Origin of the sequence: Streptomyces sp. NPDC006208, from assembly GCF_040613775.1 — a bacterium.
Taxonomy (GTDB): Bacteria; Actinomycetota; Actinomycetes; order Streptomycetales; family Streptomycetaceae; genus Streptomyces.
The window spans coordinates 226,436-250,317 of record NZ_JBEXSW010000004.1; the positions used below are offsets into that span (position 1 = coordinate 226,436).

Below are 23,882 nucleotides of genomic sequence, written 5' to 3' on the forward strand. Positions count from 1 at the left end.
GCTCTCCGGGCCGGTCACGCGCCGGCTCCCGTGGGCTCGCGGCCCTTTCCGGGTGGGCCCGCGAAGGCCTGGGCGATGTCCAGCCAGCGGTCCGCGTCCTCGCCCTGCGCCCGAAGCGACAGGTCGCCGCGGTGCGCCCGCTGGGTGACCAGCAGACAGAAGTCCAGCGCGGGCCCGGCGACCTTCTGCGCCGCGTCCTCGGGGCCGTACGTCCACAGCTCGCCGTCCGGGCCCGTCAGTTCCACCCGGAACGGCTCCGCGGGCGCGGTCAGGCCGTGCACCCCGAACGCGAAGTCCCGGGTCCGCACCCCGATCCGGGCCACCTGGGCGAGCCGCACGGTCGGGCGGCGGGTGACGCCGAGCGCGTCCGCGATGTCCTGGCCGTGCGCCCATGTCTCCATCAGGCGGGCGGTGGCCATCGAGGCGGCGCTCATCGACGGCCCGTACCAGGGGAAACGGCTCCCCGCCGGGGCCTCGCGCAGGGCCTGCTGAAGCCTGTCACGGCCGGCGCGCCAGCGGGCCAGCAGCTCCGCGGGCGGCAGCGCGGCGCCCTCGTGCGCACCGTCGTCGACGAACGAGTCCGGCGCCGTGAGTGCTGTTTCGACCTCGGCGGCGAAGCCCTCGGGGTCGGTGACGGCGATCAGCGCGGCCCGGTCGGTCCAGGCGAGATGGGCGATCTGGTGCGCGACGCTCCAGCCCGCCGCGGGGGTCGGGGACGCCCACTGCTCGGGGCTCAACTCCCCGACGAGCTCGTCGAGTTCCTCGCTCTCGCTGCGCAGGTCATCGAGTACGGCGGCCGGATCGGACACGATGCGCTCCCTCGGGGGCACGGCGTTGGGCACGGGGCCCCCTGTCGAGGCCACGTGTCGAAGACCACGCGTCGAAGACCAGGGGACGTGTGCCCCGGAGCATGACAGCGCACCGAGAAACAAGCAAGCATGCTTGCTTTCGTTTTTAGCGCTTTCCCGCCACCTGCGTCCGCACCGCACCCATGCTCGCGGCGATGACCAGCACGATCGCCAACCCTTCGGCCGGCGAAAGGGCTTGATGCAGCACAAGGAATCCGGCCGTCGCCGCGATCGCCGGCTCCAGGCTCATCAGCACCGCGAACGTCGGCGCGGGCAGCCTGCGCAGCGCCAGCAGCTCCAGCGTGTACGGCAGCACCGACGACATCAGCGCGACCGCAAGCCCGAGCCCGATCGTGGAGGGCACCAGCAGCGTGGACCCGGCCTCCCAGATGCCCAGCGGCAGACTGAGCAGCGCACCGACGCCCATGGCCAGCGCCAGCCCGTCGGCCTGCGGGAAGCGCCGCCCGGTGCGGGCGCTGAAGACGATGTACGCCGCCCACATCGCGCCCGCGGCCAGGGCGAACGCCGCACCGACCGGATCGAGCCGGTCGAACCCGCCGCCGCTGAGCAGGACGACGCCGGCGAGCGCGAGCCCCGCCCACAGGAGGTTGACCAGCCTCCGCGAGGCGATCACCGACAGCGCGAGCGGACCGAGGACCTCCAGCGTGACGGCCGCGCCCAGCGGGATGCGGTCGACGGCCTGGTAGAAGAGCACGTTCATGGCGGCCATGGCGGTGCCGAAGGCGACCACCGTGCCCCAGTCGGCGCGCGAGTGCCCGCGCAGCCGGGGCCGGCAGAAGGCGAGCAGGACGAGCGCGGCGAGGACGAGCCGCAGCGTGACCACACCGAGGGCACCGGCACGCGGCATCAGCATGACGGCAATGGCGGCGCCGAACTGCACGGACAGCGCACCGGCGACGACGAGGGCCACCGGCCCGAGCGCCCGCCGGGAGGGGCCACCCCCGGCCCGCTGCGCGTCGAGCGCACCGGCGGCCTCGGGCAGTACGACCGAGGCGGCGGCCTCGGACACCTCGACGGCCGCCGCGCCGCGCGCAGGGGCCGATCCCGTCGAGCCGCCGGGCGCGCCCCCGGCAGGGACGGCCGCCTGCGCCGTGCCGCGTGGCGAGGCCGGTCCCGTACCGCCTCCGGCGTGTGCGTCCCGCACCTCAGCGCCTCCCTGATGATTTCGGCCGGGGCCGTGGCGGCCCCTTGCTCACCCCTCCCACGCTACGGACCCGCACGCCTCCCGTGAAATGCAGGTCTCACTGCCGTTATGCTCCAGACGTATGAGCATCGAGCTGCGCCATCTCCGCTGCTTCCTCGCCATCGCCGAGGAATCGAGCGTGACCCGCGCCGCCGCCCGTCTGGGCCTCACCCAGCCCAGCGTCTCCCGCGCCCTCGCCGCTCTCGAGCAGCACCTCGGCATCCGCCTGGTGGACCGGTCCACCCACCATCTCGCGCTCACCGCCGAGGGACTGGCGTTCCGCGACAAGGCGGCCGCCGCCGTCGCCGCCTTCGACGACGCGCTCGACACCACCCGGCTGCGCCGCAGGCCGCTGCGACTGGGACACGCCTGGTCCGCCCTCGGCCCGTACACCACACCGCTGCTGCGCCGCTGGGAGCGCGAGCACCCCGACACCCCGCTGGAACTCCTGCGCATCGACGACCGCACGGCCGGACTCACCCGCGGCGAGGTCGACGCCGCCGTCCTGCGCCGCCCGGTGGACTCCCCCGGCCTGGTCACCGAGGTGCTGTTCACGGAGCCCCGCGTGGCAGCGGTGACGGCGGACGGCCCGCTCGCGGACCGCACCTCGCTCACCCTCGCCGACCTGACGGCCGAACCCCTCGTACTGAACACCGTCTCCGGCATGACGACCCCGGACCTCTGGCCGGCCCCCGCCCGTCCGGCCACCACGCTCACGGTCAGCAACACCGACGACTGGCTCACCGCGATCGCCGCGGGCCGCGGTGTCGGCATCTCGGCGGCCTCCACCGCCGAGATGCACACCAACCCCGGCGTCGCCTACCTCCCGCTGACGGACGCCCCGCCGGTCCCGGTCCTCCTCGTCTGGCGCGCCGCCACGCCGCACCCGGCCCTGCGCGCACTGACGGACCTGATCCGCGAGCTCAGCGGCCGGCGGGGCTGACCTCGCCGATACCGGGGCCGTTGCTGCAGGGAAGGTGATCGGGCAGCATTTCGTGCATGGCCGACCTCACGGATGAAACATCGAGGCCCGAACAGCGTTCCAGACGTGCCGACTTGGACGACGCGCTACCAGAACACGGTGCGAGGGCAGGTCGGATGAGAAACGAAGTGCCCACAGAACGTGAAGTCTCGCTCGCCCGGGAGATCTTCGGACCGCTGGGCGGCATCATCCAGCTGGGAGCCGCGTCCGGAACGAGCCCGCAGAAGCCCCTACGGCACATATCTGTAGGCCAGTTCCTCGAACCTCGCCGCAGGGAGCTTGACCGGATCCTGGCCGCTGTGCGCGACGTCGGGGACTTCCATGCCGGAGCCATGGCCATTCATGACGAGCTGGGATACCACCGCGAACATGAAATCGCAGCCCCGTCCCTCCTCCTTTGGTCAGGCTGTATCGAGCAGTTCTCGCCGCACCTGGACGAACCTCTCTCCGTACGACGAATGGTCCGCGCCGGCGTTGACATCCAGTTGACGCAGCTCATGCATGCCCTGGTGGGAGCGGCATCGCACAGCGGGATCGAGGAGGAACGAGGCTCGGAACTCATCCTCGAGATCATCGGCCTCGCCGCAACCGTGGCCGGTATCGATCGGGATGACGCAGCTCGGGATGTCTTCCGAATGTGGCGCGTCGCGTTCCTGTACGAGGTTCTCCTTCCGTCCTCAAGGTCGCCGGAGGCCATCAAGCGAGACTTCCGGCGGCTCGCCCATGTCATCGAATCGCTGCTTGAGGGGGAAGGGCGGAGATGAGGTCGACGAACTGACCCGCGGCAACCCCGCACAGATCGTCCTGAGCCTGCAGAATGACGGCCTCGCGGGCCCACCCCCCGCGATGTGGCCGGGCTGCCAGTCCCGCCACCTCACCTGATGTCGCGCGCTGACCTCGACGCCGTCACCGTCAGTTCCAGCACACCCCAGACGCACCACCGGAAGCGGCTGCTCGGCACGCACACGGAGCGTTGCGCCTGTCGGGGACGTGGCGCGGCCACTGGTCAAGTAACGGCATCTCGTCGACATGGATAACTATGGCGAGAAGCACACCACTTATGACCATCGGTGACCAGTTTCGTCCGTTGCTGCTGGGAAGGTGATCAGGCAGCATTCCGTGCATGGCCGATCACGGGGACGAAACATCGAGGCCCGAACAGCGTTCCAGACTCGCCTACTTGAACGATGCACCATCGGAACACCCTTCTGTGGAGACGAGTCCGGGTACTACGGCAGCCACACACGCATATCGGTCGGATGAGCGACTGACCCTTGCTCGGCGTGAGTTTGCGGTGTTGCTGAGTGAATTCCGGCGTGCTGCGGCGAATTCAGATATCGGGCAGATACCAAGACATGCTAGGCAACCTCTACCATAGGGAGGTGCACAATCCGCGAAGCGAGCACCATAACGACGACGCTGCTGCCGCAACCCACATCGTCTGGCCGGAAGAATTCAATGGCCTCTGAATCGCCCGACGACTACAACCACACGGAAAACTCATGACAGTAGGCGATGAGAATCTCCTCAAGATTGTCCGCGGATTGATCTCGACATCCCCTGAAGCGCGAGAGGAATCATCTGAAACAGTCTGCGACTGGATTCATTCTTTTGACTGCCGAGAAGCGAGGATGGTCGCTGCCCTGCTGTCCTCCGTCGTAATGCTGGAAACCGTTTCGGGCTGCCGGGAAAGCGAACTGAACGCTCTAAGCGAACTCACGGCGACCGGATTCATTGAGGCCAATGACCTTGCGCCTTTGCAGCGTCTCCAGCGCAACACACTTCAGGGTTCAGAGCTGGAGCACTTCGACTATCTATCCGGTGAGTACTTTCAACGCGCCCGCGGAGCAGGTTCTGCAGGTGCGTGACGAGGTACGGCAGCCGATCGGTTGACCAGCTCAGGCAATTCCAGTTCGGCCCAGACCGTCTTGCCGACCGACCGCGGTCACGCCCAGGCCATGGCCAGCGCGGCGACCAGATGGAGGCCGCGGCCTGCCTCTGCCCTGGAGGTCGGCTCCCCCACCTCCGGCTCGCGTTCATTCCGGGCGTTGGAGCCCTCGATGCGGAGGGCTGCTTCCGTCAGCAGCAGGCGGAGTTCGAAGTCGCGGCCCGGGACGCAGCCGTGCGTCACGACCTTCGCGGCAGCTCGGCGACGATCTGCGCCGCTGCGCCGGAGACGTCGCTGCCGTACGGGATGCCCCAGGCGTCGAGTTGGTGCAAGGCGCCAGGCGCCAGGTGCCGGGTGCGGGCCAGGCGGGCGCCGCGGCGGGTGGACGTTAGGCGCTGGGTGAACTCAGCCGTGGGGGTGGCGGTTTCTGGGGGATGAGAAGCGATGGATACTCGGGTGGCCGACCGGCTGGCGCGGCCGCCACGCCCCACCCGGCCCTGCGCGCACTGACGAACCTCCCGCGAGCTCAGCGGCGGCCGGGGCTGACCCGCCGGCGCAGGGACAACACCTCGGGGCTGGGGGCCGGTCTGCAACGGGCGGTGCGGACCGGCCACAACAGCAGAAGCAGCGGATTCCTCATGCGACGGCGTCCGGTCCGCAGGCACCACCTCGTGGTCGGCGAACATCCGCCCACGCGAGGGCATGCGCCGGATGCGCCCGGAGTCAGGGCCTTTTCGCCTCCAGGTGATACGTCGTGTCGACCCAGAAGCCGCCCATGCTCTCCCCTTTGATCTCCAAGACGTACTGACCCGGGCTGAGCGGCGTGATCCCGCCCCAGACTCCCCAGGCGTATCGGCGGGTGAACCCGGTCCGGAAGGGAGCCGAGAACTCCTGGAGCGTCAGCGGAACGCCGTTGAGCGATGCCGTCGCCTGCGCCACCGCCAGGGACAGGGGGACCTTCGAGTGTTCCCTGGTGTGCTGCATGTTGAGGACGGGGAAGAAGACCGGCCGGTCCGAGGGGATCGCGCAGCGTCGCTCCACGCGGCCACCGTAGGTTCCTGCGAGGAACCAGAGGTCGTCCGGCTGGTTCCAGGCGGCGTGCTCGCCTGTGGCGTCCCGCACCGGGCTCACGCTGTCCGGGGCCGAGAGAGCCCACTTCCACCAGCGGCCCGCGAGCACCCCGCCCTCCTCGGTGCTCAACCACCATGTGCTGTCGATCGATTCCGTACCACTCATGGCGCCCCTCCCCTACGCAGCCCCGCCTGGGGCTCGAACAAGCGGACATTACCGGGAGCGCATCGCCGGCCCGGCAGCGACCTCGGCGTTCGGTGATGGCCTCCCTTTCCGTGAGTCAGGTGAACGCGGCATACGACTGGCACCCGTTCATGGCCGGAACCGAGGCGGACGCACACCGGCCGGAACGCTCCCCGGCCGGAACGCCTCGGTAGCCTTTGCCGATGACGCAGCCCCGGCTCATCGCCACCGATCTGGACGGCACCCTCCTGCGCAGGGACGGCACCCTTTCGGAGCGGACCCTGCGTGCCCTGCGGACCGCCACCGACGCCGGGGCGGACGTCGTCTTCGTGACCGCCCGGCCACCGCGGTTCGTCGACCTGATCACCGCCGCCCTGACCGGCCTCGTCGGAACTGCCGTGTGCAGCAACGGTGCGCTGGTGTACGACCTCGCGACGCGCACCGTCACCGCGTCCCGCGCCCTCGCTCTGCCCGTTGCCCGCGATGTGGCCACCGCACTGTCCGCTGCCGCCCCGGGGCTGGGCTTCGCCGTGGAGACGGGCCATCGTGTCCTGTACGAGCCCGCGTACGGGCTGCGGTTCGGCGTCCCCGAGGCCGAGTTCGCGGTGTCGTCGCTCGCCGACCTGTGGCTGGTGGACGCACCCATCGTGCAACTGCTTGCCTGCTCGGCGCAGTTCGACGCGGACATGCTGTTGACGATCGCGGAGAACTCCGCGGGCGGCGCCGCACAGTTCACGCACTCCGGCGGTCGCGGCCTGCTGGAGATCAGTGCGCCGGGCGTCACCAAGGCCGGCACGCTCTCGGCGCTGTGCACGGAGCGCGGCATCGGCCCCGAGGACGTCGTCGCCTTCGGCGACATGCCCAACGACCTGACGATCCTGCGCTGGGCGGGAGCCGGCTACGCGATGGGCAACGCCCACCCGCATGTGCTGGCGTCCGCTCCGCTGCGCACAGCGAGCAACGAGGAGGACGGCGTCGCCGAGGTCCTCGAACGCCTCTACGGCATCGGCTGACTCACCGGCCCTACTCGCCAGGGACATGACGGGAACTGATACACCATCAGTCGAGCGCTAGGACGCGCCATGGACCCGACGTGGAGGCCTTCCCTCGGCAGAGAAGGCCCCACGTCGATCCCCGGCCCTGAGCCGGGTCAGAAGCGTCAGCGCATACCCGGGATCCCCGGAGGGGTGGGAAGCGGAAGCTTGCGGGCGCCCTGCGCGGCCGCGCCGGCGGCGCGGCAGGTCACGTCCTTCGCCGGGAGCTTGCCCGTGGTCAGGTACGCGGTGGCCGTCTTGTCGGCGCAGGACTTGGAGCCGTAGATGCCGTGCCCCTCGCCCCCGGCGACGGTGACCATCCGCGAGCCCTTCAGAGCACTGTGCAGACCGAGGCCGGTGGTCAGCGGCGTCTGGGGATCCCACTCGTTCTGCAGGATGAGCGCCTTCACCTTGTTGTCCACCGTGGTGGCGGGCTCACTGCCGTTCTTCCAGAACGCACACGGCATGATGTTCGACGAGAAGTCGCCGTACAGCGGGTATTTGGCCTTGTCCTGGATCGCGTCGCGGCGGTATTGCTCGGGGTCGCGCGGCCACGCCCGTGTGTCGCCGCACGCGACGGACCAGAAGCTCGCGGTTCCGTTGTCCGCGGGAACGGCACGGCCGAAGGACGGCGGTGCGGGACGCTCGGGCGTCCTGGGCTTACCGGTGGGGCCCGAGGGCTTGCCGGCTGCGGCCTTCTTCAGCTCGGCAATGGCTTCGGCTGCCGCGCTGACGCTGAAGAACATCGCACGGCCGCCGCGGATGTCGTCGCCCGTCATCGCAGTGCCGTCGAGTTCGATGGGCTTGCGGTCGGCTCGAGCGACCAGGTCCCAGAAGGTCTTGCGGACTGCCTCCGGGGTCTTGCCCAGCTTGTACTGCGCGTGGCGCCGGGCGGTCCACTCGGTCCATCTCGTGAACGCGGGCTCGGCACCCTCCGCCCACACCTGGATCATGCCTCGCCAGATCCGCTTCGGGTCGACGGCGCTGTCCAGCACGAACCGGTCGGCGCGCCGGGGGAACATCTGCGTGTAGACCGCGCCGAGGTATGTGCCGTAGGAGTACCCGAGGTAGGAGATCTTCTTCTCGCCCAGCACGCTCCGGATCACGTCCATGTCGCGGGCGGTGTTGCGCGTGGTGATGTGCCGCAGCTTGTCACCTGCCTTGGCACGGCACTTCTCGGCGACCGTACGCGCCCAGGCCACGTCCTTCTCGAAGGTCGCGGCCTTGTAGGGGCGCTCCCAGCTCTCTTCCTTGCTGTTCAGACCGCAGCTGACGGGAGAGCTCTGTCCGACGCCCCGCGGATCGAAGCCGATGAGGTCGTACTGCTTCTTCACGGACTTGGGCAGGTCGGCCTCCAGCAGCAGCGGCATGTCGAGGCCTGGACCGCCGGGGCCACCGGGGTTGATCAGAAGTACGCCGCGACGCTCGGCGGGGGTGCTCGATCTGATCCGCGATATCGCGACGCGGATCTGCTTGCCGCCGGGACGGCTGTAGTCGAGCGGCACCTTGATGTCGGCGCACTGCAGACGGGCGGGGGTGGATGTGTCGCAGCGGTGCCACGCGGGCTTCTGCTGCAGGTACTGCTTCATGGGGTTCTCGGCGGCAGAGGCCGTGGCAGGGGCGAGCGCGGGCACGAGGGTCGCGACGGCGCTCACCGCCAGGAGGGGGGCTATGTTCCGGCTTCGCACAGAGGAGCCTTCTGTTGGGTGCGTTCAGGACGCTCCCACCTTCTCCTTCAAGGCAGTTGGGACGAATCCACCGGCGGGGCCGACTCTCTCCGACTCCAGGTGTACCCAGGTGTGCGAGGCATGGTCCTCTGGTCGTAGGCGGCGAACCGGCCGCGGACGGCGACGGGGTGGAGCGGGCTGCCGGTCGCGCGTACCGCGACCGGGCCCGGCGGCTAAGCGCACCGCGGACGAGAGGGGCACTCACGCACCGCACCACGGCCCGGCGGACGGGCTGCGGCCCCCGCTGGTCACGGTGCCGTGGCCGTCGGCACGGTACCTCGTGCAGCGGGGCGTTCACCGAAGGCCCTCCTCCGGTGCGTCCTCCAATGCCTCGGCCAGCACCTCCGCCAGGTGCCGCGCTCCCCGCCCCGCCAGCTGGTCCAGCTGGACGCGGCACGAGAAACCGTCCGCCAGCAGCTCGGCACCGGTGGGCGCCGCCCGCACCGCGGGCAGCAGCTCGTCCTCCGCGCACGCCACCGACACCTCGTAATGGCCCGCCTCGAACCCGAAGTTGCCCGCAAGTCCGCAGCAGCCGCCACTCAACTCGCCTTCCAGACCCGCCCGTTCCCTCAATCGGCGCTCCGCCGCGACACCCAGCACCGCGTGCTGGTGGCAGTGCGTCTGGCCCGCCACCCTGCGGCCGATGTACGGCGGGGTCCACTCCGGCGCGCACTCCTCGAGCGCCTGGGCAAAGGTCCGCACGGACCCCGCCAGCCGTCCCGCCCGCGGATCACCCGTCAGCAGCTCCGGCAGGTCCGTCTTCAGGGCCGCCGCGCAGCTCGGCTCCAGCACCACCACCGGCACGCCCAGGTCCAGCAGCGGCTCCATCGTGTCGAGCGCCCGGCGCATGACCGTACGCGCCCGGTCCAGCTGGCCCGTCGAGACATACGTCAGCCCGCAGCACACCCGGCCCGGCGGCAGGGCGATGCCGATGCCCGCCGCCTCCATGACCCGTACCGCGGCCCGCCCCGTCAGCGGGGAGAAGTGGTCGGTGAAGGTGTCCGGCCACAGCACCGCCGTACGGCTCTCGTCGAGGATCTCCGTGCGCTCCCCCATGTGCTCCCGCAGCCAGCGCCGGAACGTGACCGGCGCCAGGGGCGGGATGTCCCGCTCCGGCGCGATGCCGCCGATGCGCTTGGCCAGAGCGGACAGCGGGCGCACCCCGGCCAGGGCGTTGACGGCCCCGGCGAAGGGCGCCGCCATCCGCAGCCACTGCGGCAGGCGGCCCATCGCGTAGTGGGCGGCCGGGCGGCGCCGGCCCGCGTAGTGGTGGTGCAGGAACTCCGCCTTGTACGTGGCCATGTCCACCCCCACCGGGCAGTCGCTGCGGCACCCCTTGCACGCCAGGCACAGATCGAGCGCGTCCCGCACCTCGGTCGAGCGCCAGCCGTCCGTGACGATCTCGCCCGCGAGCATCTCGTGCAGCAGGCGGGCCCGGCCGCGTGTCGAGTGGGCCTCCTCGCCCGTGGCGCGGAAGGACGGGCACATCACGCCGCCGCCCGCTGCGGCGGTCGGGGTACGGCATTTGGCGACCCCGACACAGCGCCGCACCGCGCCGGCGAAGTCGCCGCCGTCCTGCGGATAGCCGAAGACGACGTCCACCGGCCGCCCGGGCAGCACGGCGAAGCGGAGGTTGGCGTCGAGCGGGTCGGGGCGGACCAGCATGCCCGGGTTCATGCCGCCCGCCGGGTCCAGCAGGTCCTTGAACCGGCCGAACAGCGTGACCAGTTCGTCGCCGTACATCTTCGGCAGCAGCTCGGCGCGCGCCTGCCCGTCGCCGTGCTCGCCCGACAGCGAGCCGCCGTACGCGACGACGAGCTCGGCCACCTGCTCGGAGAACGCGCGGAACCGCCCGATGCCCTCCCGGCTCAGCAGGTCGAAGTCGATCCGGACATGGATACAGCCGTCGCCGAAGTGCCCGTACGGCGTGCCGCGCAGCCCGTGCTCGGTCAGCAGCGCCCGGAAATCGCGCAGATACGCGCCCAATCGGGCCGGCGGCACGGCGCAGTCCTCCCAGCCCGGCCAGGCCTCGCCGCCCATGGGCGTGCGTGTGGCGGTGCCGGCTGCGTCCTCCCGTACGCGCCACAGCGCGCGCATCCCGGCCGCGTCGTCGACGACGGTCCCGTCGAGCGCGTCGGCCGCTCGTACGATCTCCGTCGCCCGCATCCGTGCCTCGGCGGCCGTGTCGCCGCCGGTCTCGACGAACAGCCAGGCCCGGCCACGCGGCAGGCCGTGTGCGTCCGGGACCAGGTCGTCGGCCATGCCCTCGACGGTCAGGGGGCGGTGGGCGAGCAGAGGGGCGGCTGCGTCGGCGGCTGCGGTCTCGTCCGGATAGCCGAGCACGGCGAGCGCCCGCGCACCCGGGGTGTCCACCAGGGCGACCGTCGCCTCGGTCACCACGCCCAGCGTGCCCTCGCTGCCGCAGAAGGCGCGGGCGAGGTCGACGCCGTTCTCGGGGAGCAGGGCACCGAGTGCGTATCCGGAGATGAGGCGGGGCAGGCCGGCCGGGTAACCGGTGCGCAGCAGGGCGAGATGCCCCTCGACGAGTTCGCGCACTGCGGCAGGCACGCCGCTGCCGTCCCATCCGCGGCCCAGACGCAGCAGGTCACCGCCGTAGGTGCGCACGGCGAGTGAGCGGACGTTGTCGGCGGTCGTGCCCCAGGCGACCGAGTGAGCGCCGCAGGCGTTGTTGCCGATCATGCCGCCCAGCGTGCAGCGGCTGTGCGTCGACGGGTCGGGTCCGAAGGCCAGCCCGTTCCGTGCGACGGCGGCCTGGAGTCTGTCGAGGACGACACCCGGCTGGACGACCGCGGTGCGCGCGACCGGGTCGATGCCCACGATCGCGTTCATGTGGCGGGTGAAGTCCAGGACGACGCCCGTACCGGTGGCCTGCCCCGCGATCGAGGTGCCGCCGCCTCGCGGCACGACGGGTACGCCGTGCGCCCGGCACACCTCCAGCGCCGCAGCCACGTCGTCGGCGTCGCGCGGCGCGACGACACCGACCGGGACACGCCGGTAGTTGGAGGCGTCCATGGTGGTCAGGGCCCTGGCTGCCGCGCCGAAGTCGACATCTCCGCGCACCGCGCGAGCCAGGTCGCGGGCGAGGTCGCCGGTGTTCCCGTGATGATCGGCCATGTCTTCCAGCATGGCCCCCTGTGCGTGACGTCACACGGGCAGGAACCGGGCCACTTGCACACGTTGCGCCCCGGACCGGGCGCCGGAATACCGCAAGACATGGCTGCGTAATCGGCAACTCTCCTATAGTTACTGCCACTTCATCAGGAAGCAGCGGCTCCAGTTGCGCCACCGCACCCCGGAAGGCCCTCGATGACCGGCACCGACGAGAACCGATGAACCGCGCCACCCGGGCGATCCCCGCGGCGCACCCCCGCCCCGGCTGCCGCCGTCAGATCACGGCGCAGGCCCCGGCCCCGGAACAGGCCGACGGACCGGGCGGGAACCTGGGCCACGTCCTGAAGATCGCCGTCGTCGGCGGCTTCGGGTCGGGAAAGACCACCATGGTCCGCTCCGTCAGCGAGATCCGTACGCTGCACACGGAAGAGGCGATCAGCGGCGAGCGCCTGGCACTCGACGACACGCCCCGGGTCCGCGACAAGGCGGCGACCACGGTCGGTCTCGACTTCGGCCGGATCACGATCCGTGGGCACAGCGTCCTGTATCTGTTCGGCGCGCCCGGCCACGAGCGCTTCCACTTCCTGTGCGACCGCCTGCTCGACGGCACGCCCGGCGCCGTCGTCCTCGTCGACACCCGTGCGCTCACCGACTCCTGGTACGCCGTGGACCGACTCAAGCGTCACGGCACGCCGTTCATCGTCGCCGTCAACGACTTCGGCGGTCCGTTCCACTCCCAGGACCACATCCGTGAGGTGCTCGCGGTGCCGGACGACGTACCCATGATGGAGTTCGACGCGCGGGACCACTCCTCCAGCAGGTTCGTGCTGATCGCGCTGGTGGAGCATCTGCGCGCGCAGAAGAGCCGCCGGCCCCTGAACCACGACACCTGACCAGCGCATCAGCAGGGTGGATCGCGTCTCATCCGCCGGACCGCACATGTGCCGGGCCGCCGGACCCGTTACGCTCCCGAACGTGGCTGAGATCCAGATTCCCGCTGACATCAAGCCCGCCGACGGCCGTTTCGGCGCGGGCCCCTCCAAGGTGCGTACGGAGGCGCTGGACGCCCTGGCCGCCACCGGCACCTCACTCCTCGGTACGTCCCACCGCCAGGCTCCGGTCAAGAACCTGGTCGGCGAGGTACGCGACGGCGTGCGCGACCTCTTCTCCCTCCCCGAGGGCTACGAGGTGATCCTGGGCAACGGCGGCTCCACCGCCTTCTGGGACATCGCGACGCACGGCCTGATCGAGAACAAGTCGCAGCACCTGTCCTTCGGCGAGTTCTCCTCCAAGTTCGCCAAGGCGGCCAAGCTGGCGCCCTGGCTGGCCGAGCCGACAGTGATCTCCTCCGACCCCGGCACCCACCCCGAGCCGCAGGCCGAGGCGGGCGTCGACGTCTACGGCTTCACCCACAACGAGACCTCGACCGGTGTCGCCGCCCCGATCGAGCGGGTCGCCGGCGCGGACGAGGGCGCCCTGGTCCTGGTGGACGCCACCTCCGGCGCGGGCGGCCTGCCGGTCGACATCGCCGAGACGGACGTCTACTACTTCGCCCCGCAGAAGTCGTTCGCCTCCGACGGCGGCCTGTGGATCGGCGTCTTCTCGCCGGCCGCCCTGGAGCGCGCGGCCCGCATCCACGCGTCCGGCCGCCACGTCCCCGAGTTCTTCTCGCTGCCGACTGCGATCGACAACTCGCTGAAGAACCAGACGTACAACACCCCGGCGCTGGCGACGCTCTTCCTGCTCAACGAGCAGCTGAAGTGGATCAACGGCCAGGGCGGCCTGGACTGGTCGGTCGGCCGCACCGCCACCTCCTCGCGCACCCTGTACGGCTGGGCCGAGGAGTCCAAGTACGCGACTCCGTTCGTGTCCGACCCGGCCAAGCGCTCGCAGGTCATCGGCACGATCGACTTCGCCGACGAGATCGACGCGGCTGCCGTCGCCAAGACGCTGCGCGCCAACGGCATCGTCGACACCGAGCCGTACCGCAAGCTGGGCCGCAACCAGCTGCGCGTGGCGATGTTCCCGGCGATCGACCCGGCGGACGTCGAGGCGCTGACGGCGTGCATCGACTACGTGATCGACAAGCTCTGACAGCAGCCTGCTTCGAGGGGCCCGGCACGCGACCACAGGTCAGCGCGCCGGGCCCTTGATCGCTCAATGGTGTGCCGATCCGCCTTCCGGACGTCGAGCGACCTTGCGCCCCGCGATGATGCTCTCGACACCAGCCATCAGCAGGCCCGCATGTCTGCCGCAGCAGTCGAGCACCCCTGCGACCCCTGTGACGGCGAGCTGCCGACGCTGCTCGAAGAGGCTGACCGCCTCATCGAGCGGCTTCCCGGCTATCGGGTCGAGATCATCGGAGGCGTCCTTACCGCGACTCCGCCCCCGGTCAGCAGGTCACCCTCCCCGACTCGATCGGGGCCGAGGTGAAACTGGACGTGGCCGAGCTGCTGAAGGCCGGGGAGCGCAAGACCTCCCGACCCCCCGGCCCCCGGCCTTCATGCCTCAGCGGCTCAGCGGCTCAGCCGCTGGAAGCGGCGCACCGCCAGCGGCAGGAACACCGCCGTGATCACCAGCGGCCACACCACCGCCATCAGCAGCGCATGCTCCTGGATCCAGCTGCCGTCGCTCGCCACCGGGTTGCCGAACAGCTCGCGTGCCGCCGCGGCGGTCGAGGAGATCGGGTTCCAGGCTGCCACCGTGCCCAGCCAGTCCGGCATCGTCGACGGCGGCACGAAGACGCTGGAGATCATCGTGAGCGGGAACGCCACCGCGTACAGCCCGCCGGCCGCCTCCGTGGTGGGGACGAGCAGGCCGAGCAGGATGCCCACCCAGATCAGGCAGAACCGCAGGAGCAGCAGCAGCCCGAACGCGCCCAGTGCGGCGAGCACTCCGGAGTCGGAGCGCCAGCCCATCGCATAGGCCGTCGCCGCGAGGATGGTCAGTTCGGCGCAGGCCACGATCAGGTCGTTGACGCCGCGCCCGGTGACCACCGCGGAGGGCGCCATCGGCATGGAGCGGAAGCGGTCGATGACGCCCTTGGAGACGTCGGTGACCACCGCGATCGCCGTGTTCATGAAGCCGAACGCCATGGTCATCGCGAACATGCCCGGCATCAGGAAGTCGCGGACGCTGCCGCCGTCGGGGGCCTTCATCGCGCCGCCGAAGACGTATCCGTACAGCAGCACGGAGATGATCGGGAAGCCCAACTGCCAGGCGATGAGGACCGGCTGGCGCTGGTAGTACGTCAGCCCGCGGCGCACCACGTTCCAGCAGTCGGCCACCGCCCAGTACGCCCGCCCCCGCCGGTCCGTGAGCGTCAGATCCACCGTGCTCATGCTGCTGTCCCCTCCTGGGTGCCGTGGCCGGTCAGGCGCAGGAACACATCGTCGAGGCTGGGCCTGCGCAGCCCGATGTCCTCCACCGCGATCCCCTCGTCCTGCAGGGCGCGCGCCACCTCGGTCAGCGCCGCGACCCGGTCTGTCACGGGTGCGTGCACCCGCCGGTCGGTCTCGTCCGTGGCCGGTTCGGTGTCGGCGACCCGGGCAAGGGTCTTGGCGACCATCGGCAGGTCGGCGGCCTCACGCGCGACCACCTCGATCCGGTCGCCGCCCACCCGGTTCTTCAGCCCGTCCGGCGTGTCGTCGGCAATGGCCCTGCCCTGGTCGATGACGGTGACACGGGAGGCGAGCCGGTCCGCCTCCTCCAGGTACTGCGTGGTGAGCAGGACGGTGGTGCCGCCCGCCACCAGCGCGCGTACGCCGTCCCAGACCTCGCCGCGCGAGCGTGGGTCGAGCCCGGTCGTGGGCTCGTCCAGGAACAGCACGTCCGGCGCGAGAATCATCGAGGCGGCCAGGTCCAGCCGGCGCCGCATGCCGCCGCTGTACTTCCCGACCCCCTTGTCCGCGGCCTCCACCAGGTCGAACTGCTCCAGCAGTTCGCCCGCCCGGCGCGCCGCCCGCCTACCGCCCAGGTGGAACAGCCGCCCGAACATCTCCAGGTTCTGACGCCCCGTCAAGATCGCGTCCACCGCGGCGTACTGCCCGGTGAGCCCGATCCGCGCCCGCACCCGGCGCGGATCACGGGTCACGTCGACCCCCGCCACCCGAGCACGGCCGCCGTCGAACCGCAGCAGCGTCGCGAGGACGCGGACCGCGGTGGTCTTGCCCGCGCCGTTCGGCCCGAGCAGTCCGTGCACCGTCCCCCTGCGTACGGCGAGGTCGAAGCCGTCCAGGGCGCGCTTGTCCCCGTACCGCTTCTCCAGCCCCTCCGCCATGACGGCGTATTCGTCCACAGCCCCTCCAAGACATCGAACCGGTCGACACCGAACCCGTCGAACCATTAACTGGGTACGGCGTACTCACATGAGAGTACACCGTACTCAGTTTCTGTCCACGGGATTAGGGTGAGCCCATGACGACGACCGAAACGAGCGGCAGCGGCGACGTCTCGCGCAGCCTCGAACTCCTGTGGGGCACCAGCGAGCGCCCCTCCCGCGGCCCCAAGCCGGGCCTCACGCTCGACCGGATCGTGTCGGCCGCCGTCGAGATCGCCGACGCCGAAGGGCTGGCCGCCGTATCGATGCGCCGCCTGTCCACCGAGCTGGGCACCGGCACGATGTCCCTGTACCGGTACGTCCCCGGCAAGGCCGAACTCCTCGACCTGATGCTCGACCGGGTCGCGGGCATCCCCCTCGACACCCAGGAGCACGCCCCCGACAGCGACGACTGGCGCGACGCCGTGCGCGCCATGGCCCGCGCCCATCTCGACCTCTACCGGGCACACCCCTGGCTGCTCAAGGTGAACCAGGCCCGCACGGTCCTCGGACCCAGCGCCGTACGCGGTCTGGAGACTGCACTGGCCGCCCTGCAGGGCATGGGGCTGAGCGACCCCGAGGTGATCTCGGTGATCATCTCCGTGCAGAGCTTCGTGTCGGGCATCGCCCGGATGGAGCTGGAGACGGCGGAGGCCGCGCAGCAGACCGGCATGAGCGACGCGGAGTTCTGGAAGAGCCAGGAGCCGTTCCTGACCCGGGCGATGGAGACCGGCTCGTACCCGATGCTGGCGGGGCTGTCCGAGGACGCGTTCTCACCGGAGTTCGACCACTTCGGCTTCGGCCTCGCCCGGCTGGTCGACGGCCTCGAGGTCCTGGTCCGCGAGCGCGGCGCGGAGGCGGACCGGCCGGACGAGTGATCCGGCCTCCGGCTGCCGGCGCCGTCGAGGTCACCGGATGCCGCTCATCCCGACGAGCGTGAGGCCGAGCCGTTTCGACGGCGTCGCGGACCGCCGCCAAGCCGATCCGGCGGCGCCTGTCACAGTCGCTCCGAGGTGACGCCGCAGGCCGATCCTCGAAGATCGCCCGGACAGGGCCTAACCCGCGGCGGGGGCCAGCCGCCGCAACGCGTCGATCAGCAGCTCGACGCCGAACGCGAACTCCGCCTCGTGATCGTTCACCGCGAGGATCGGCGCGACCTTGGCCACCGCCGGGAAGCCCGAACCCGCGAAGTAGGCGGCACGGGCCTGCTCCGCCGCCTCCTTGTCCCACTCTGCCGACGCCTGGGGCACCTGGAACTCCCGTAGCAGCGAGCCCACTTGGAAGGAGACGAACAGCCGCAGCGCGTGCACGGCCGCCGCCTCGTCGAAGCCGTGCTCGAGCATCATCGCGAGCATCGTGTCCACCGGGGCGAGCGCCGTAGGGGTGGACAGCTGGCGCATCAGGACGAGTTCACCGGCCCGCGGGTGGCGCAGCGCCGCCTGCCGGAAGCCGTACGCGATGGAACGGATCCCGTCCTCCCAGCCGCCGGTCATCCGGCGGGGCATCCGCATCTCGGTGGTGATGTACTCGGTGACGCCGTCGAGGATGTCCGCCTTGCTCTGCACATGGTTGTACAGCGACATCGCCTGCACCCCGAGGCGGGCCGCGATCCGCCGCATCGACAGGCCGCCGACCCCCTCCTCGTCGATGATCTCCAGCGCCGCTCCGACGATGCGCGCGCGGCTCAACGGCTCACGATTTTCGGGGACTTCGCGCCTGGACTCAGAGGCCATGGGTGGCGGCTCCTCTTTCGGGTGGCAACGCGCGGTAACGGTTGACGACTTACAGCGTAAGTGCTTCGCTCCTGACCTGTACTTACGGTGTAAGTGGCGCAACTGCTGCGTCGGCAAGGCGAGATGCGCGCATCCACGTCAGCACGACCGCCATCCTCTCCCAGCCCGGCCCTGTGCCGGGTCTCCCCCTGTGAGCAGGAGGCACGATGTCTGTGCGTACCATCCCAAATGCCCAGCGGCGTTCGTCCGTTGTCATCCACCACCTCGACTGCGCGCCCATGCGCCCGCTCGGCGCTCCCCCGCTCGTCACCCACTGCCTGCTGGTGGCGACCAACAGCGGGCTCGTCCTCGTCGACACCGGCCTCGGCGCCGCCGACATCGCGGACCCGCGCCGGCTCGGGGCGATGTTCCGCCGCACGATGCGGCCCGAACTCGATCTGTCCCGTACGGCGGTCCACCAGATCAGGGCCCTCGGGTACGACCCGTACGACGTGACCGACATCGTCATCACCCATCTCGACCTGGACCACGCAGGCGGCCTCGCCGACTTCCCGCAGGCCAGGGTGCATGTCGCGGGCGACGAATACCGCTCGGCCATGCGCCGTGACACCCGGCTCGAAGCGAACCGCTACCGGCCCGCCCAGTGGGCGCACGGCGTGGACTGGATCGTCCACGACACCGCCGACGCCAACTGGCTGGGGTTCCCGGCGTCGCGGGTGCTGCGCGGACCCGACATCCTGCTGGTGCCGCTGCCGGGCCACACCCGGGGACACAGCGCCGTAGCCGTCCAGGAGCCGGACCGCTGGCTGCTGCACGCGGGCGACGCGTACTTCTTCCACGGTGAGATGGATCTGCGGCGCCCCCGCTGCCCCCGCACGCTGGCCCTCCACCAGCGCCTCGTCGCGGACGACCACGAGCTGCGGCTGAGCGGGCTGGAGCACCTGCGCGAGCTGCGCCGCGCGCATCCCCGCCTGATCCGCTTCTTCTCGTCGCACGACGCGCAGGAGTTCGCGCAGCTGGCATCGAGGGACCGCTAGGGACGGCCGGCAAGACACCCGGATCGCCGGGCCGGGCCTCTGACGGACCTCAGGGGTTCGACCCAGGGGTCTAGGCCCGACGGCGCAGCAGCCGCTTGACCCCGAGCACGAGCACCGCAGCGCCGCCGAGGACCAGCAGCCCGAGGGTGGTGACCGTGCTCCGGTCCCCTTCATCCCCCACGGCCGCGTCGTCGCCGCCCGGCTTCTCGCGGTCGCCGCCACCGGAACCTGAGCCGGACGCCTCGGAGTCCTTCTTCACCTCGACCCGCTGGACGTCGCTCTGCTCGCCCTCCGTGCCGAACATCAGCGCCGTGCCGTCCGGGGTGTACGTCACCGACTCCGACTGCCCCTGGATCGGCGCGCGCACCGAGGTGTCGGCCGCGAGCCTGCCGTCCTTCCACACGTAGGCACGGGCGCTGAAGTACGAGCGCAGCACCAGCTTCCTGCCGTCCGGGGAGAAGGCGCCGTCGGTCACCCACGGCACCTCGCCGATCCGCCGGAAGACATTGGTGCCGGACGCGCTGAGCGTGGCGGGTCCTTCGTACAGCCCTCCGCCGTCCTCGTTCTTCGAGGCGATGTAGACCCGCCCGGTGACGGGGTGCACCATCATCGCCTCGGCATTGCGCGGCCCGTCGGCGTACTGCACGGTGAACTGCGTCGCACGCACGGTCGCGTCCCGCAGCCGCTTCGGCTCCGGCAGGCGGTAGATCCACACGTGGTCCCAGCTGCCGTCGAGGTTGTCGCCGATGTCCCCGACGTAGATGTTGCCGTCCCGCCCGACGGAGATCGCCTCCATGTCACGCGGTTCGCCGACCCCCTGCAGGGTGATCGTCGCGACGGTCTCCCCGGTCCTGGAGTCGACCGCGAAGATACGCGGCTCGTCCTGGTCGTTGTGCGTCCAGTACACCCCGGGGTGTGCGCGGCTGGCCGCGAGCCCGCTGGACTCGGTGATCCGCGGGTCCTTGATCGTGAACCCGGAGTCGTCGTCGGCGGCGGCGGGGACGGCGGCGGCGAGCACCAGGACGGCGGCACCGGCGGCATACGGAAACGAACGCATGCCCCCCAGCCTGCCACCTCGGCCTTTGCTACGGGCGCCGCCGGTGACCCGGCCGCTCCTGCCCTCAGGTGAGGTCCGGTACGGCGGAGTCCGGCCGTGTCCAGCCTCACATCGCAGCACAGGCACGGAATCGGCCATCATTGCGCCCATGCGATTTCTGTTCGTCGGCGATTCCATGACCATCGGACGCGCCGGCGACTACAGCTGGCGCTACCGGATGTGGCAGCACCTCAGCAGCGTCGGCGACCACGAGATCGTCGGCCCGCGCACCGAGCTGTACGACACCGACGCCGGCGCCCCGGTCTCCACCGCCTATGCCGACCCGGCCTTCCCCGCGCACGCCCGGCGCCACCTGTCCGGCTGGGGCGAGGGCTGGCTGCACATGGCCCCGGCGATCCGGGACGCGGTCGCCGCCGACGAGGTGGACATCCTGCTGGTCTCCCTCGGCCTGATAGACCTGGGTTTCTACACGAACAGCGACCAAACGGCCGAGAACGTACGGGAGTTCATCGCCGCGGCCCGCGCCGCGAACCCGCACGTCCGGATGGTCCTGCTCCCGGTCATCCCGAACATCCGCGCCGAGTACGACGCCCCCTTCGCCGCCGAGTGCGCCCGCTTCAACGTCCTGCTGGCCAAGGCGGTCGCGGATCTGGACACCCCGGCGTCACCGATCCTGCTGGCTTCGCGCCCGGAGTCGTACGACATCCACACGGACACCTACGACGGCACTCACCCCGGCCCGACGGGCGAGCACAAACTGGCGGGGGCCTTCGCGGACGCGATGCACCAGGCGTGGGGACTGGGCGGGGCGTACCGGCCCGGCACCTGATGCCGCTCACGCCGACTCGCCCACATCTCCGCCCTCACTCGCTCCCCCACCAGCTGGTACTCCCTCGTGCACCGCATGTGCCGAAACGCCTGATCAGCCGGTACTGAGGCAAGCGCCCGGCCTCGGCGGGCGAGGCAGAATGGCTGTGCAGGCGGAGCCGGACCGGGAAGGGCAGCCGTTGTGAGCACCATCGAGGTCGGCGGCACCACTCTCTACTACGAGCGGCGTGGGGACGGCCCTGCCGTGCTGTGCATTCCCGGCGTCGCAGGCGACGCCGGACTGTGGAGCGGCACAGCCGAGGCGCTCGCGGACGAGTTCACGATGGTGTCCTACGACCGTAGGGGCAACTCACGCAGCCCGCGCCCCAAGAACTGGATCTCGACGTCCATCGACGAGCAGGCCGATGACGCCGCAGGGTTGCTGCGCGGGCTCGATCTTGCTCCGGCCGTGGTGTTCGGCGCCAGCGGCGGAGGAGTCATCCTCACCGACCTCGTACTGCGCCACCCCGACGTGGTGCGCGCAGCGATCATCCATGAGCCGCCGTTCATCTCGGCCAGCTCCGACGCCGATGCGGTGGGCAGGCAGCTGGGGGCCCGGTTCGAGGAGGGTATGGCGAAGGACGGACTGCGGGGTGCGATGGAAAGCCTCCTCCACTGGGCCTGGGGCGAGGAGGGCCTGGCGGCCGTCGACCCGCAGACCCGCGAACGGCTGCGGTCCAACGCGGAGGTGTTCATCGGCATGGAGCTCGAGGCATTCATCGAGTACCTGCCCTCGTCCGAGGAGCTGGCCGGCGTGAAGGTCCCGTGCATCGTCACGGCAAGCGCCGAGAACCGCGACCCCACGGCGCACTACCACCACGGGTACGAGGTGTCGCAGTGGCTCGCCACCCAATTGCATGCCGAGTTCCTCGAACTCCCGGGCCGGCACGTGCCCTACCTGACCCACACAGCCGAACTGGCCGAGTGCCTGCGCCCACTCCTGCGCACCCTCAGCATCTGAACCCGCTCGACCGCCCGTCTCAGCCGGCCCGCCGGTAGCTGCTCCCGTCTCTGGTCCGGGTCAGCAGACCCCCGATGACCAGGTAGCGGCGCAGCGCCGAGCAGTCCTCGTGGACCGTGAGCAGCGCGTCGTTGACCTCGCGCTCGGCGTACTCCCGGTCCCGCTCGAAGAGGGTCTCCGCAAGGTGCGCGAGCAACTGCTCGCGGCGGGCCACCTTGCGAGGGATTGCCGTCAGGCGGCCATGGGAGAAGAGGGCGGCCACTCCGTGTGAACTGCCGGCTCGGTTGTCGGACATGCCCGGAAGCCTCCCCTCCCGGCACACCGCCCGGCAACGTGTTTTCGGGGCCCGAGCCAGCAATGAGCGGCACGGCGTCACCGTGCCCCTCGCACGGGCACGATGACGCCTGTCTTCCTCGCAGCGAGGCCGCGCCGCTAGAACACGAACGGCCCGGGGTTCTGCGGGGACGTGGCCGTGCAGTTCACGGTGATGCCGAAGACCACGACCGTGAGGGACTTCGCCTCCAGGCTGTCGCCCGCGGCGACCGTGCCGTTCAGTGGCCCGGTCGAGACGGCGGCGCCGGCCGGGATCGCCGGGTTGGAGTTGCCGGTGAACGTCGCCGTGTCGGTGCCGTTCTTGGCGAGGGTGAGGGTGGACCTGACGGAGTTCGCGCGGACCGGGAAGGGGGAGGTGACGGCGTCCGTCGACAAGGTGATCGTCGCCGCCGTGCCGTCCTGGGTGGCGTTCAAGGTGGCCGTGCCGGAGCCGTACGATCCGCAGTCGAATGACAACGTTGCCGTCTCCGGGGTCACGGCATGGGCGGCGGGGGCCATGGCCAGGGTGGTCGCGGCCATGGCGCCGATGCCGAGAAGGGTTCCGATTCCGGGTGTGCGGTGCTTCATGGGGGGTTCCGCCTTCGTGTGGGGGTCACGGGCCGGGGTCGCCGACCGCCGTCGGAGAAGTACTGAGACATCGAACCTGACGGTGGGTCAGCAGCGATGAACATTGGCCCACGGAACCCCCAAGAGCACAAGACAAGCGGGGCCGACTTGGCATGCTACGGCCAAATCCCTCCGGTGCGACGACTCGTCCCCGCGTCCGGATCATGCAGACGCGACCGCCGCGGTGCACCACGGAATGACCCGCGTCACCGCGCCCGAGAGGAGGAGGGGTGGTACCGATGAAGAAGCGCGTCATCGCCGTCTGCGGTGGCCTTCTTGTCGTCACCGGTGTGGCCACGGCCGCCTGGTGGAGCTGGTTCCGGCCGCCCTGTTCACTCGCCGATTCACCCACGGTCGACGTGACGGTGCAGGCGGAGAAGTCCGAACACCCCGATGTGGCGGACACCGCCGCGGACGTCGACACCCCCGTACGGGCCTACGTGCAGCGGCTCAAGGCACGCGATGCGAACCGGCTCGCCGAACCCTCCGGCCCCGCGTGCCACGAGCCCGGGCCGATGGCCGGAACGTACATGCGTGAGTACGGCGAGGCGGCCGCCGGCCGCGCCGAGGTCGCGGTGGGGCATCGCCCGTTCCCTACTTCAACCCGGTACGGCTGACGTACGAGAGGACCGGCCGGCGCCAGGAGCTGCCGCCCGTCAAGGACGAGGGCCACGGCCGGTCGGGCTCGCCGACGGCGATCCGGCAGCCGGCATGCAGGCCTGCGCCCTGTGCAGAGCTCGAAGGCTAGAGCGGCGCGCGGGTGAGCCGGTTGGCGAACGTCGACAAGGTGTACGTACCGATCCCCATCCAGAGAATGCCGAGGCCGGCCAAGAGGCCGATGATGAGCAGAATGACTCCGAGGATGATCATGACGTCCTCCGGTGACGGGTGACCCCCCTCT

At 70.7% G+C, this 23,882-nt stretch carries 23 protein-coding genes and 2 pseudogenes; 13 read left to right on the top strand and 12 right to left on the bottom strand.

Annotation, left to right across the window (positions count from 1 at the left end):
• Positions 1-14: 14 nt before the first annotated feature.
• Both ABZ208_RS04850 and ABZ208_RS04855 read right to left on the bottom strand, forming a co-directional pair.
• Positions 15-809, bottom strand: coding sequence for a TIGR03084 family metal-binding protein (locus ABZ208_RS04850; RefSeq protein WP_356908144.1), 795 nt, complete (start codon positions 807-809; stop codon positions 15-17).
• 145 nt (positions 810-954) lie between these two features.
• Positions 955-1,851 carry an EamA family transporter gene (locus tag ABZ208_RS04855; protein WP_356908179.1) on the bottom strand — a complete coding sequence of 299 codons (897 nt, stop codon included), beginning with the start codon at positions 1,849-1,851 and terminating at the stop codon, positions 955-957.
• 283 nt (positions 1,852-2,134) lie between these two features.
• Between ABZ208_RS04855 and ABZ208_RS04860 the strand changes: the two genes are divergently transcribed.
• From ABZ208_RS04860 to ABZ208_RS04875, 4 genes are all read left to right on the top strand, one after another.
• Positions 2,135-2,995, top strand: a complete 861-nt coding sequence (locus tag ABZ208_RS04860; RefSeq protein ID WP_356908145.1) for a LysR family transcriptional regulator — start codon at positions 2,135-2,137, stop codon at positions 2,993-2,995.
• Positions 2,996-3,051: 56 nt separating this feature from the next.
• Positions 3,052-3,798, top strand: coding sequence for a hypothetical protein (locus ABZ208_RS04865; RefSeq protein WP_356908146.1), 747 nt, complete (start codon positions 3,052-3,054; stop codon positions 3,796-3,798).
• Between the two features lie 552 nt (positions 3,799-4,350).
• Entirely contained in the window at positions 4,351-4,503 is a 153-nt protein-coding gene (locus tag ABZ208_RS04870; RefSeq protein ID WP_356908180.1) for a polymorphic toxin type 30 domain-containing protein, read from the top strand.
• Between the two features lie 33 nt (positions 4,504-4,536).
• Positions 4,537-4,902, top strand: a complete 366-nt coding sequence (locus ABZ208_RS04875; RefSeq protein ID WP_356908147.1) for a hypothetical protein — start codon at positions 4,537-4,539, stop codon at positions 4,900-4,902.
• Between the two features lie 77 nt (positions 4,903-4,979).
• Here the strand turns inward: ABZ208_RS04875 and ABZ208_RS04880 are convergent.
• Positions 4,980-5,368: pseudogene (locus ABZ208_RS04880) on the bottom strand (ATP-binding protein).
• A 277-nt stretch (positions 5,369-5,645) separates the two neighbouring features.
• A complete protein-coding gene (locus ABZ208_RS04885) occupies positions 5,646-6,158 on the bottom strand; it encodes a hypothetical protein (protein ID WP_356908148.1) in 513 nt (170 codons plus the stop codon).
• A gap of 221 nt (positions 6,159-6,379) precedes the next feature.
• Between ABZ208_RS04885 and ABZ208_RS04890 the strand changes: the two genes are divergently transcribed.
• Positions 6,380-7,189, top strand: a complete 810-nt coding sequence (locus ABZ208_RS04890; RefSeq protein ID WP_356908149.1) for an HAD hydrolase family protein — start codon at positions 6,380-6,382, stop codon at positions 7,187-7,189.
• A gap of 146 nt (positions 7,190-7,335) precedes the next feature.
• Here ABZ208_RS04890 and ABZ208_RS04895 read toward each other — a convergent pair whose 3' ends face one another.
• On the bottom strand, positions 7,336-8,898 hold the full coding sequence (locus tag ABZ208_RS04895; RefSeq protein WP_356908150.1) for an alpha/beta hydrolase: 1,563 nt from the start codon (positions 8,896-8,898) through the stop codon (positions 7,336-7,338).
• A gap of 333 nt (positions 8,899-9,231) precedes the next feature.
• Positions 9,232-12,072, bottom strand: coding sequence for an FAD-binding and (Fe-S)-binding domain-containing protein (locus ABZ208_RS04900; RefSeq protein ID WP_356908151.1), 2,841 nt, complete (start codon positions 12,070-12,072; stop codon positions 9,232-9,234).
• A gap of 215 nt (positions 12,073-12,287) precedes the next feature.
• On the opposite strand from ABZ208_RS04900, the gene ABZ208_RS04905 reads away from it, so the two are divergent.
• The 3 genes and pseudogenes from ABZ208_RS04905 to ABZ208_RS04915 form a co-directional block, all read left to right on the top strand.
• A complete protein-coding gene (locus ABZ208_RS04905; RefSeq protein WP_356908152.1) occupies positions 12,288-12,962 on the top strand; it encodes an ATP/GTP-binding protein in 675 nt (224 codons plus the stop codon).
• A gap of 82 nt (positions 12,963-13,044) precedes the next feature.
• Positions 13,045-14,163, top strand: a complete 1,119-nt coding sequence (gene serC, locus ABZ208_RS04910) for a phosphoserine transaminase (protein WP_356908153.1) — start codon at positions 13,045-13,047, stop codon at positions 14,161-14,163.
• A 150-nt stretch (positions 14,164-14,313) separates the two neighbouring features.
• Positions 14,314-14,460: pseudogene (locus ABZ208_RS04915) on the top strand (Uma2 family endonuclease); the annotation flags it as partial.
• 125 nt (positions 14,461-14,585) lie between these two features.
• Here the strand turns inward: ABZ208_RS04915 and ABZ208_RS04920 are convergent.
• Both ABZ208_RS04920 and ABZ208_RS04925 read right to left on the bottom strand, forming a co-directional pair.
• The gene (locus ABZ208_RS04920; protein WP_328399230.1) at positions 14,586-15,410 is read right to left on the bottom strand and encodes an ABC transporter permease; all 825 of its coding nucleotides are present in this window, start codon (positions 15,408-15,410) and stop codon (positions 14,586-14,588) included.
• Positions 15,407-16,414, bottom strand: coding sequence for an ATP-binding cassette domain-containing protein (locus tag ABZ208_RS04925; RefSeq protein WP_356908154.1), 1,008 nt, complete (start codon positions 16,412-16,414; stop codon positions 15,407-15,409). The genes ABZ208_RS04920 and ABZ208_RS04925 overlap by 4 nt, the downstream gene beginning before the upstream one ends.
• A 71-nt stretch (positions 16,415-16,485) precedes the next feature.
• Between ABZ208_RS04925 and ABZ208_RS04930 the strand changes: the two genes are divergently transcribed.
• A complete protein-coding gene (locus tag ABZ208_RS04930) occupies positions 16,486-17,265 on the top strand; it encodes a TetR/AcrR family transcriptional regulator (protein WP_356908155.1) in 780 nt (259 codons plus the stop codon).
• A gap of 177 nt (positions 17,266-17,442) precedes the next feature.
• Here ABZ208_RS04930 and ABZ208_RS04935 read toward each other — a convergent pair whose 3' ends face one another.
• Complete coding sequence (locus ABZ208_RS04935) at positions 17,443-18,120, bottom strand: TetR/AcrR family transcriptional regulator C-terminal domain-containing protein (RefSeq protein WP_356908156.1); 678 nt, start codon at positions 18,118-18,120, stop codon at positions 17,443-17,445.
• Between the two features lie 206 nt (positions 18,121-18,326).
• On the opposite strand from ABZ208_RS04935, the gene ABZ208_RS04940 reads away from it, so the two are divergent.
• Complete coding sequence (locus tag ABZ208_RS04940; protein WP_356908157.1) at positions 18,327-19,157, top strand: MBL fold metallo-hydrolase; 831 nt, start codon at positions 18,327-18,329, stop codon at positions 19,155-19,157.
• 70 nt (positions 19,158-19,227) lie between these two features.
• Here ABZ208_RS04940 and ABZ208_RS04945 read toward each other — a convergent pair whose 3' ends face one another.
• Positions 19,228-20,214: a WD40 repeat domain-containing protein gene (locus ABZ208_RS04945; protein WP_356908158.1), complete on the bottom strand. Its 987-nt coding sequence runs from the start codon at positions 20,212-20,214 to the stop codon at positions 19,228-19,230.
• A 148-nt stretch (positions 20,215-20,362) separates the two neighbouring features.
• On the opposite strand from ABZ208_RS04945, the gene ABZ208_RS04950 reads away from it, so the two are divergent.
• Positions 20,363-21,043 (top strand): GDSL-type esterase/lipase family protein, encoded by a 681-nt coding sequence (locus ABZ208_RS04950; protein ID WP_356908159.1) that lies wholly within the window; start codon positions 20,363-20,365, stop codon positions 21,041-21,043.
• Positions 21,044-21,223: 180 nt separating this feature from the next.
• The gene (locus tag ABZ208_RS04955; RefSeq protein ID WP_356908160.1) at positions 21,224-22,042 is read left to right on the top strand and encodes an alpha/beta hydrolase; all 819 of its coding nucleotides are present in this window, start codon (positions 21,224-21,226) and stop codon (positions 22,040-22,042) included.
• A 19-nt stretch (positions 22,043-22,061) separates the two neighbouring features.
• Here ABZ208_RS04955 and ABZ208_RS04960 read toward each other — a convergent pair whose 3' ends face one another.
• Both ABZ208_RS04960 and ABZ208_RS04965 read right to left on the bottom strand, forming a co-directional pair.
• Positions 22,062-22,337 carry a DUF2087 domain-containing protein gene (locus ABZ208_RS04960; protein WP_356908161.1) on the bottom strand — a complete coding sequence of 92 codons (276 nt, stop codon included), beginning with the start codon at positions 22,335-22,337 and terminating at the stop codon, positions 22,062-22,064.
• Positions 22,338-22,474: 137 nt separating this feature from the next.
• Positions 22,475-22,942, bottom strand: a complete 468-nt coding sequence (locus ABZ208_RS04965; protein WP_356908162.1) for a hypothetical protein — start codon at positions 22,940-22,942, stop codon at positions 22,475-22,477.
• Positions 22,943-23,220: 278 nt separating this feature from the next.
• Here ABZ208_RS04965 and ABZ208_RS04970 point away from each other — a divergent pair, with 278 nt between their 5' ends.
• Positions 23,221-23,598 carry a hypothetical protein gene (locus ABZ208_RS04970; protein ID WP_356908163.1) on the top strand — a complete coding sequence of 126 codons (378 nt, stop codon included), beginning with the start codon at positions 23,221-23,223 and terminating at the stop codon, positions 23,596-23,598.
• Positions 23,599-23,882 lie beyond the last annotated feature (284 nt).

Excerpts from the sequence above, each read along its gene's own strand:
- ABZ208_RS04925 (WP_356908154.1), bottom strand. The coding sequence starts at position 16,414 with ATGGTTCGACGGGTTCGGTGTCGACCGGTTCGATGTCTTGGAGGGGCT.
- ABZ208_RS04950 (WP_356908159.1), top strand. The coding sequence starts at position 20,363 with ATGCGATTTCTGTTCGTCGGCGATTCCATGACCATCGGACGCGCCGGC.
- ABZ208_RS04900 (WP_356908151.1), bottom strand. The coding sequence starts at position 12,072 with ATGGCCGATCATCACGGGAACACCGGCGACCTCGCCCGCGACCTGGCT.
- ABZ208_RS04875 (WP_356908147.1), top strand. The coding sequence starts at position 4,537 with ATGACAGTAGGCGATGAGAATCTCCTCAAGATTGTCCGCGGATTGATC.
- ABZ208_RS04935 (WP_356908156.1), bottom strand. The coding sequence starts at position 18,120 with ATGGCCTCTGAGTCCAGGCGCGAAGTCCCCGAAAATCGTGAGCCGTTG.
- ABZ208_RS04920 (WP_328399230.1), bottom strand. The coding sequence starts at position 15,410 with ATGAGCACGGTGGATCTGACGCTCACGGACCGGCGGGGGCGGGCGTAC.
- ABZ208_RS04970 (WP_356908163.1), top strand. The coding sequence starts at position 23,221 with ATGAAGAAGCGCGTCATCGCCGTCTGCGGTGGCCTTCTTGTCGTCACC.
- ABZ208_RS04885 (WP_356908148.1), bottom strand. The coding sequence starts at position 6,158 with ATGAGTGGTACGGAATCGATCGACAGCACATGGTGGTTGAGCACCGAG.
- ABZ208_RS04940 (WP_356908157.1), top strand. The coding sequence starts at position 18,327 with ATGTCTGTGCGTACCATCCCAAATGCCCAGCGGCGTTCGTCCGTTGTC.
- ABZ208_RS04930 (WP_356908155.1), top strand. The coding sequence starts at position 16,486 with ATGACGACGACCGAAACGAGCGGCAGCGGCGACGTCTCGCGCAGCCTC.
- ABZ208_RS04965 (WP_356908162.1), bottom strand. The coding sequence starts at position 22,942 with ATGAAGCACCGCACACCCGGAATCGGAACCCTTCTCGGCATCGGCGCC.
- ABZ208_RS04890 (WP_356908149.1), top strand. The coding sequence starts at position 6,380 with ATGACGCAGCCCCGGCTCATCGCCACCGATCTGGACGGCACCCTCCTG.
- ABZ208_RS04960 (WP_356908161.1), bottom strand. The coding sequence starts at position 22,337 with ATGTCCGACAACCGAGCCGGCAGTTCACACGGAGTGGCCGCCCTCTTC.
- ABZ208_RS04860 (WP_356908145.1), top strand. The coding sequence starts at position 2,135 with ATGAGCATCGAGCTGCGCCATCTCCGCTGCTTCCTCGCCATCGCCGAG.
- ABZ208_RS04905 (WP_356908152.1), top strand. The coding sequence starts at position 12,288 with ATGAACCGCGCCACCCGGGCGATCCCCGCGGCGCACCCCCGCCCCGGC.
- ABZ208_RS04865 (WP_356908146.1), top strand. The coding sequence starts at position 3,052 with ATGGCCGACCTCACGGATGAAACATCGAGGCCCGAACAGCGTTCCAGA.
- ABZ208_RS04945 (WP_356908158.1), bottom strand. The coding sequence starts at position 20,214 with ATGCGTTCGTTTCCGTATGCCGCCGGTGCCGCCGTCCTGGTGCTCGCC.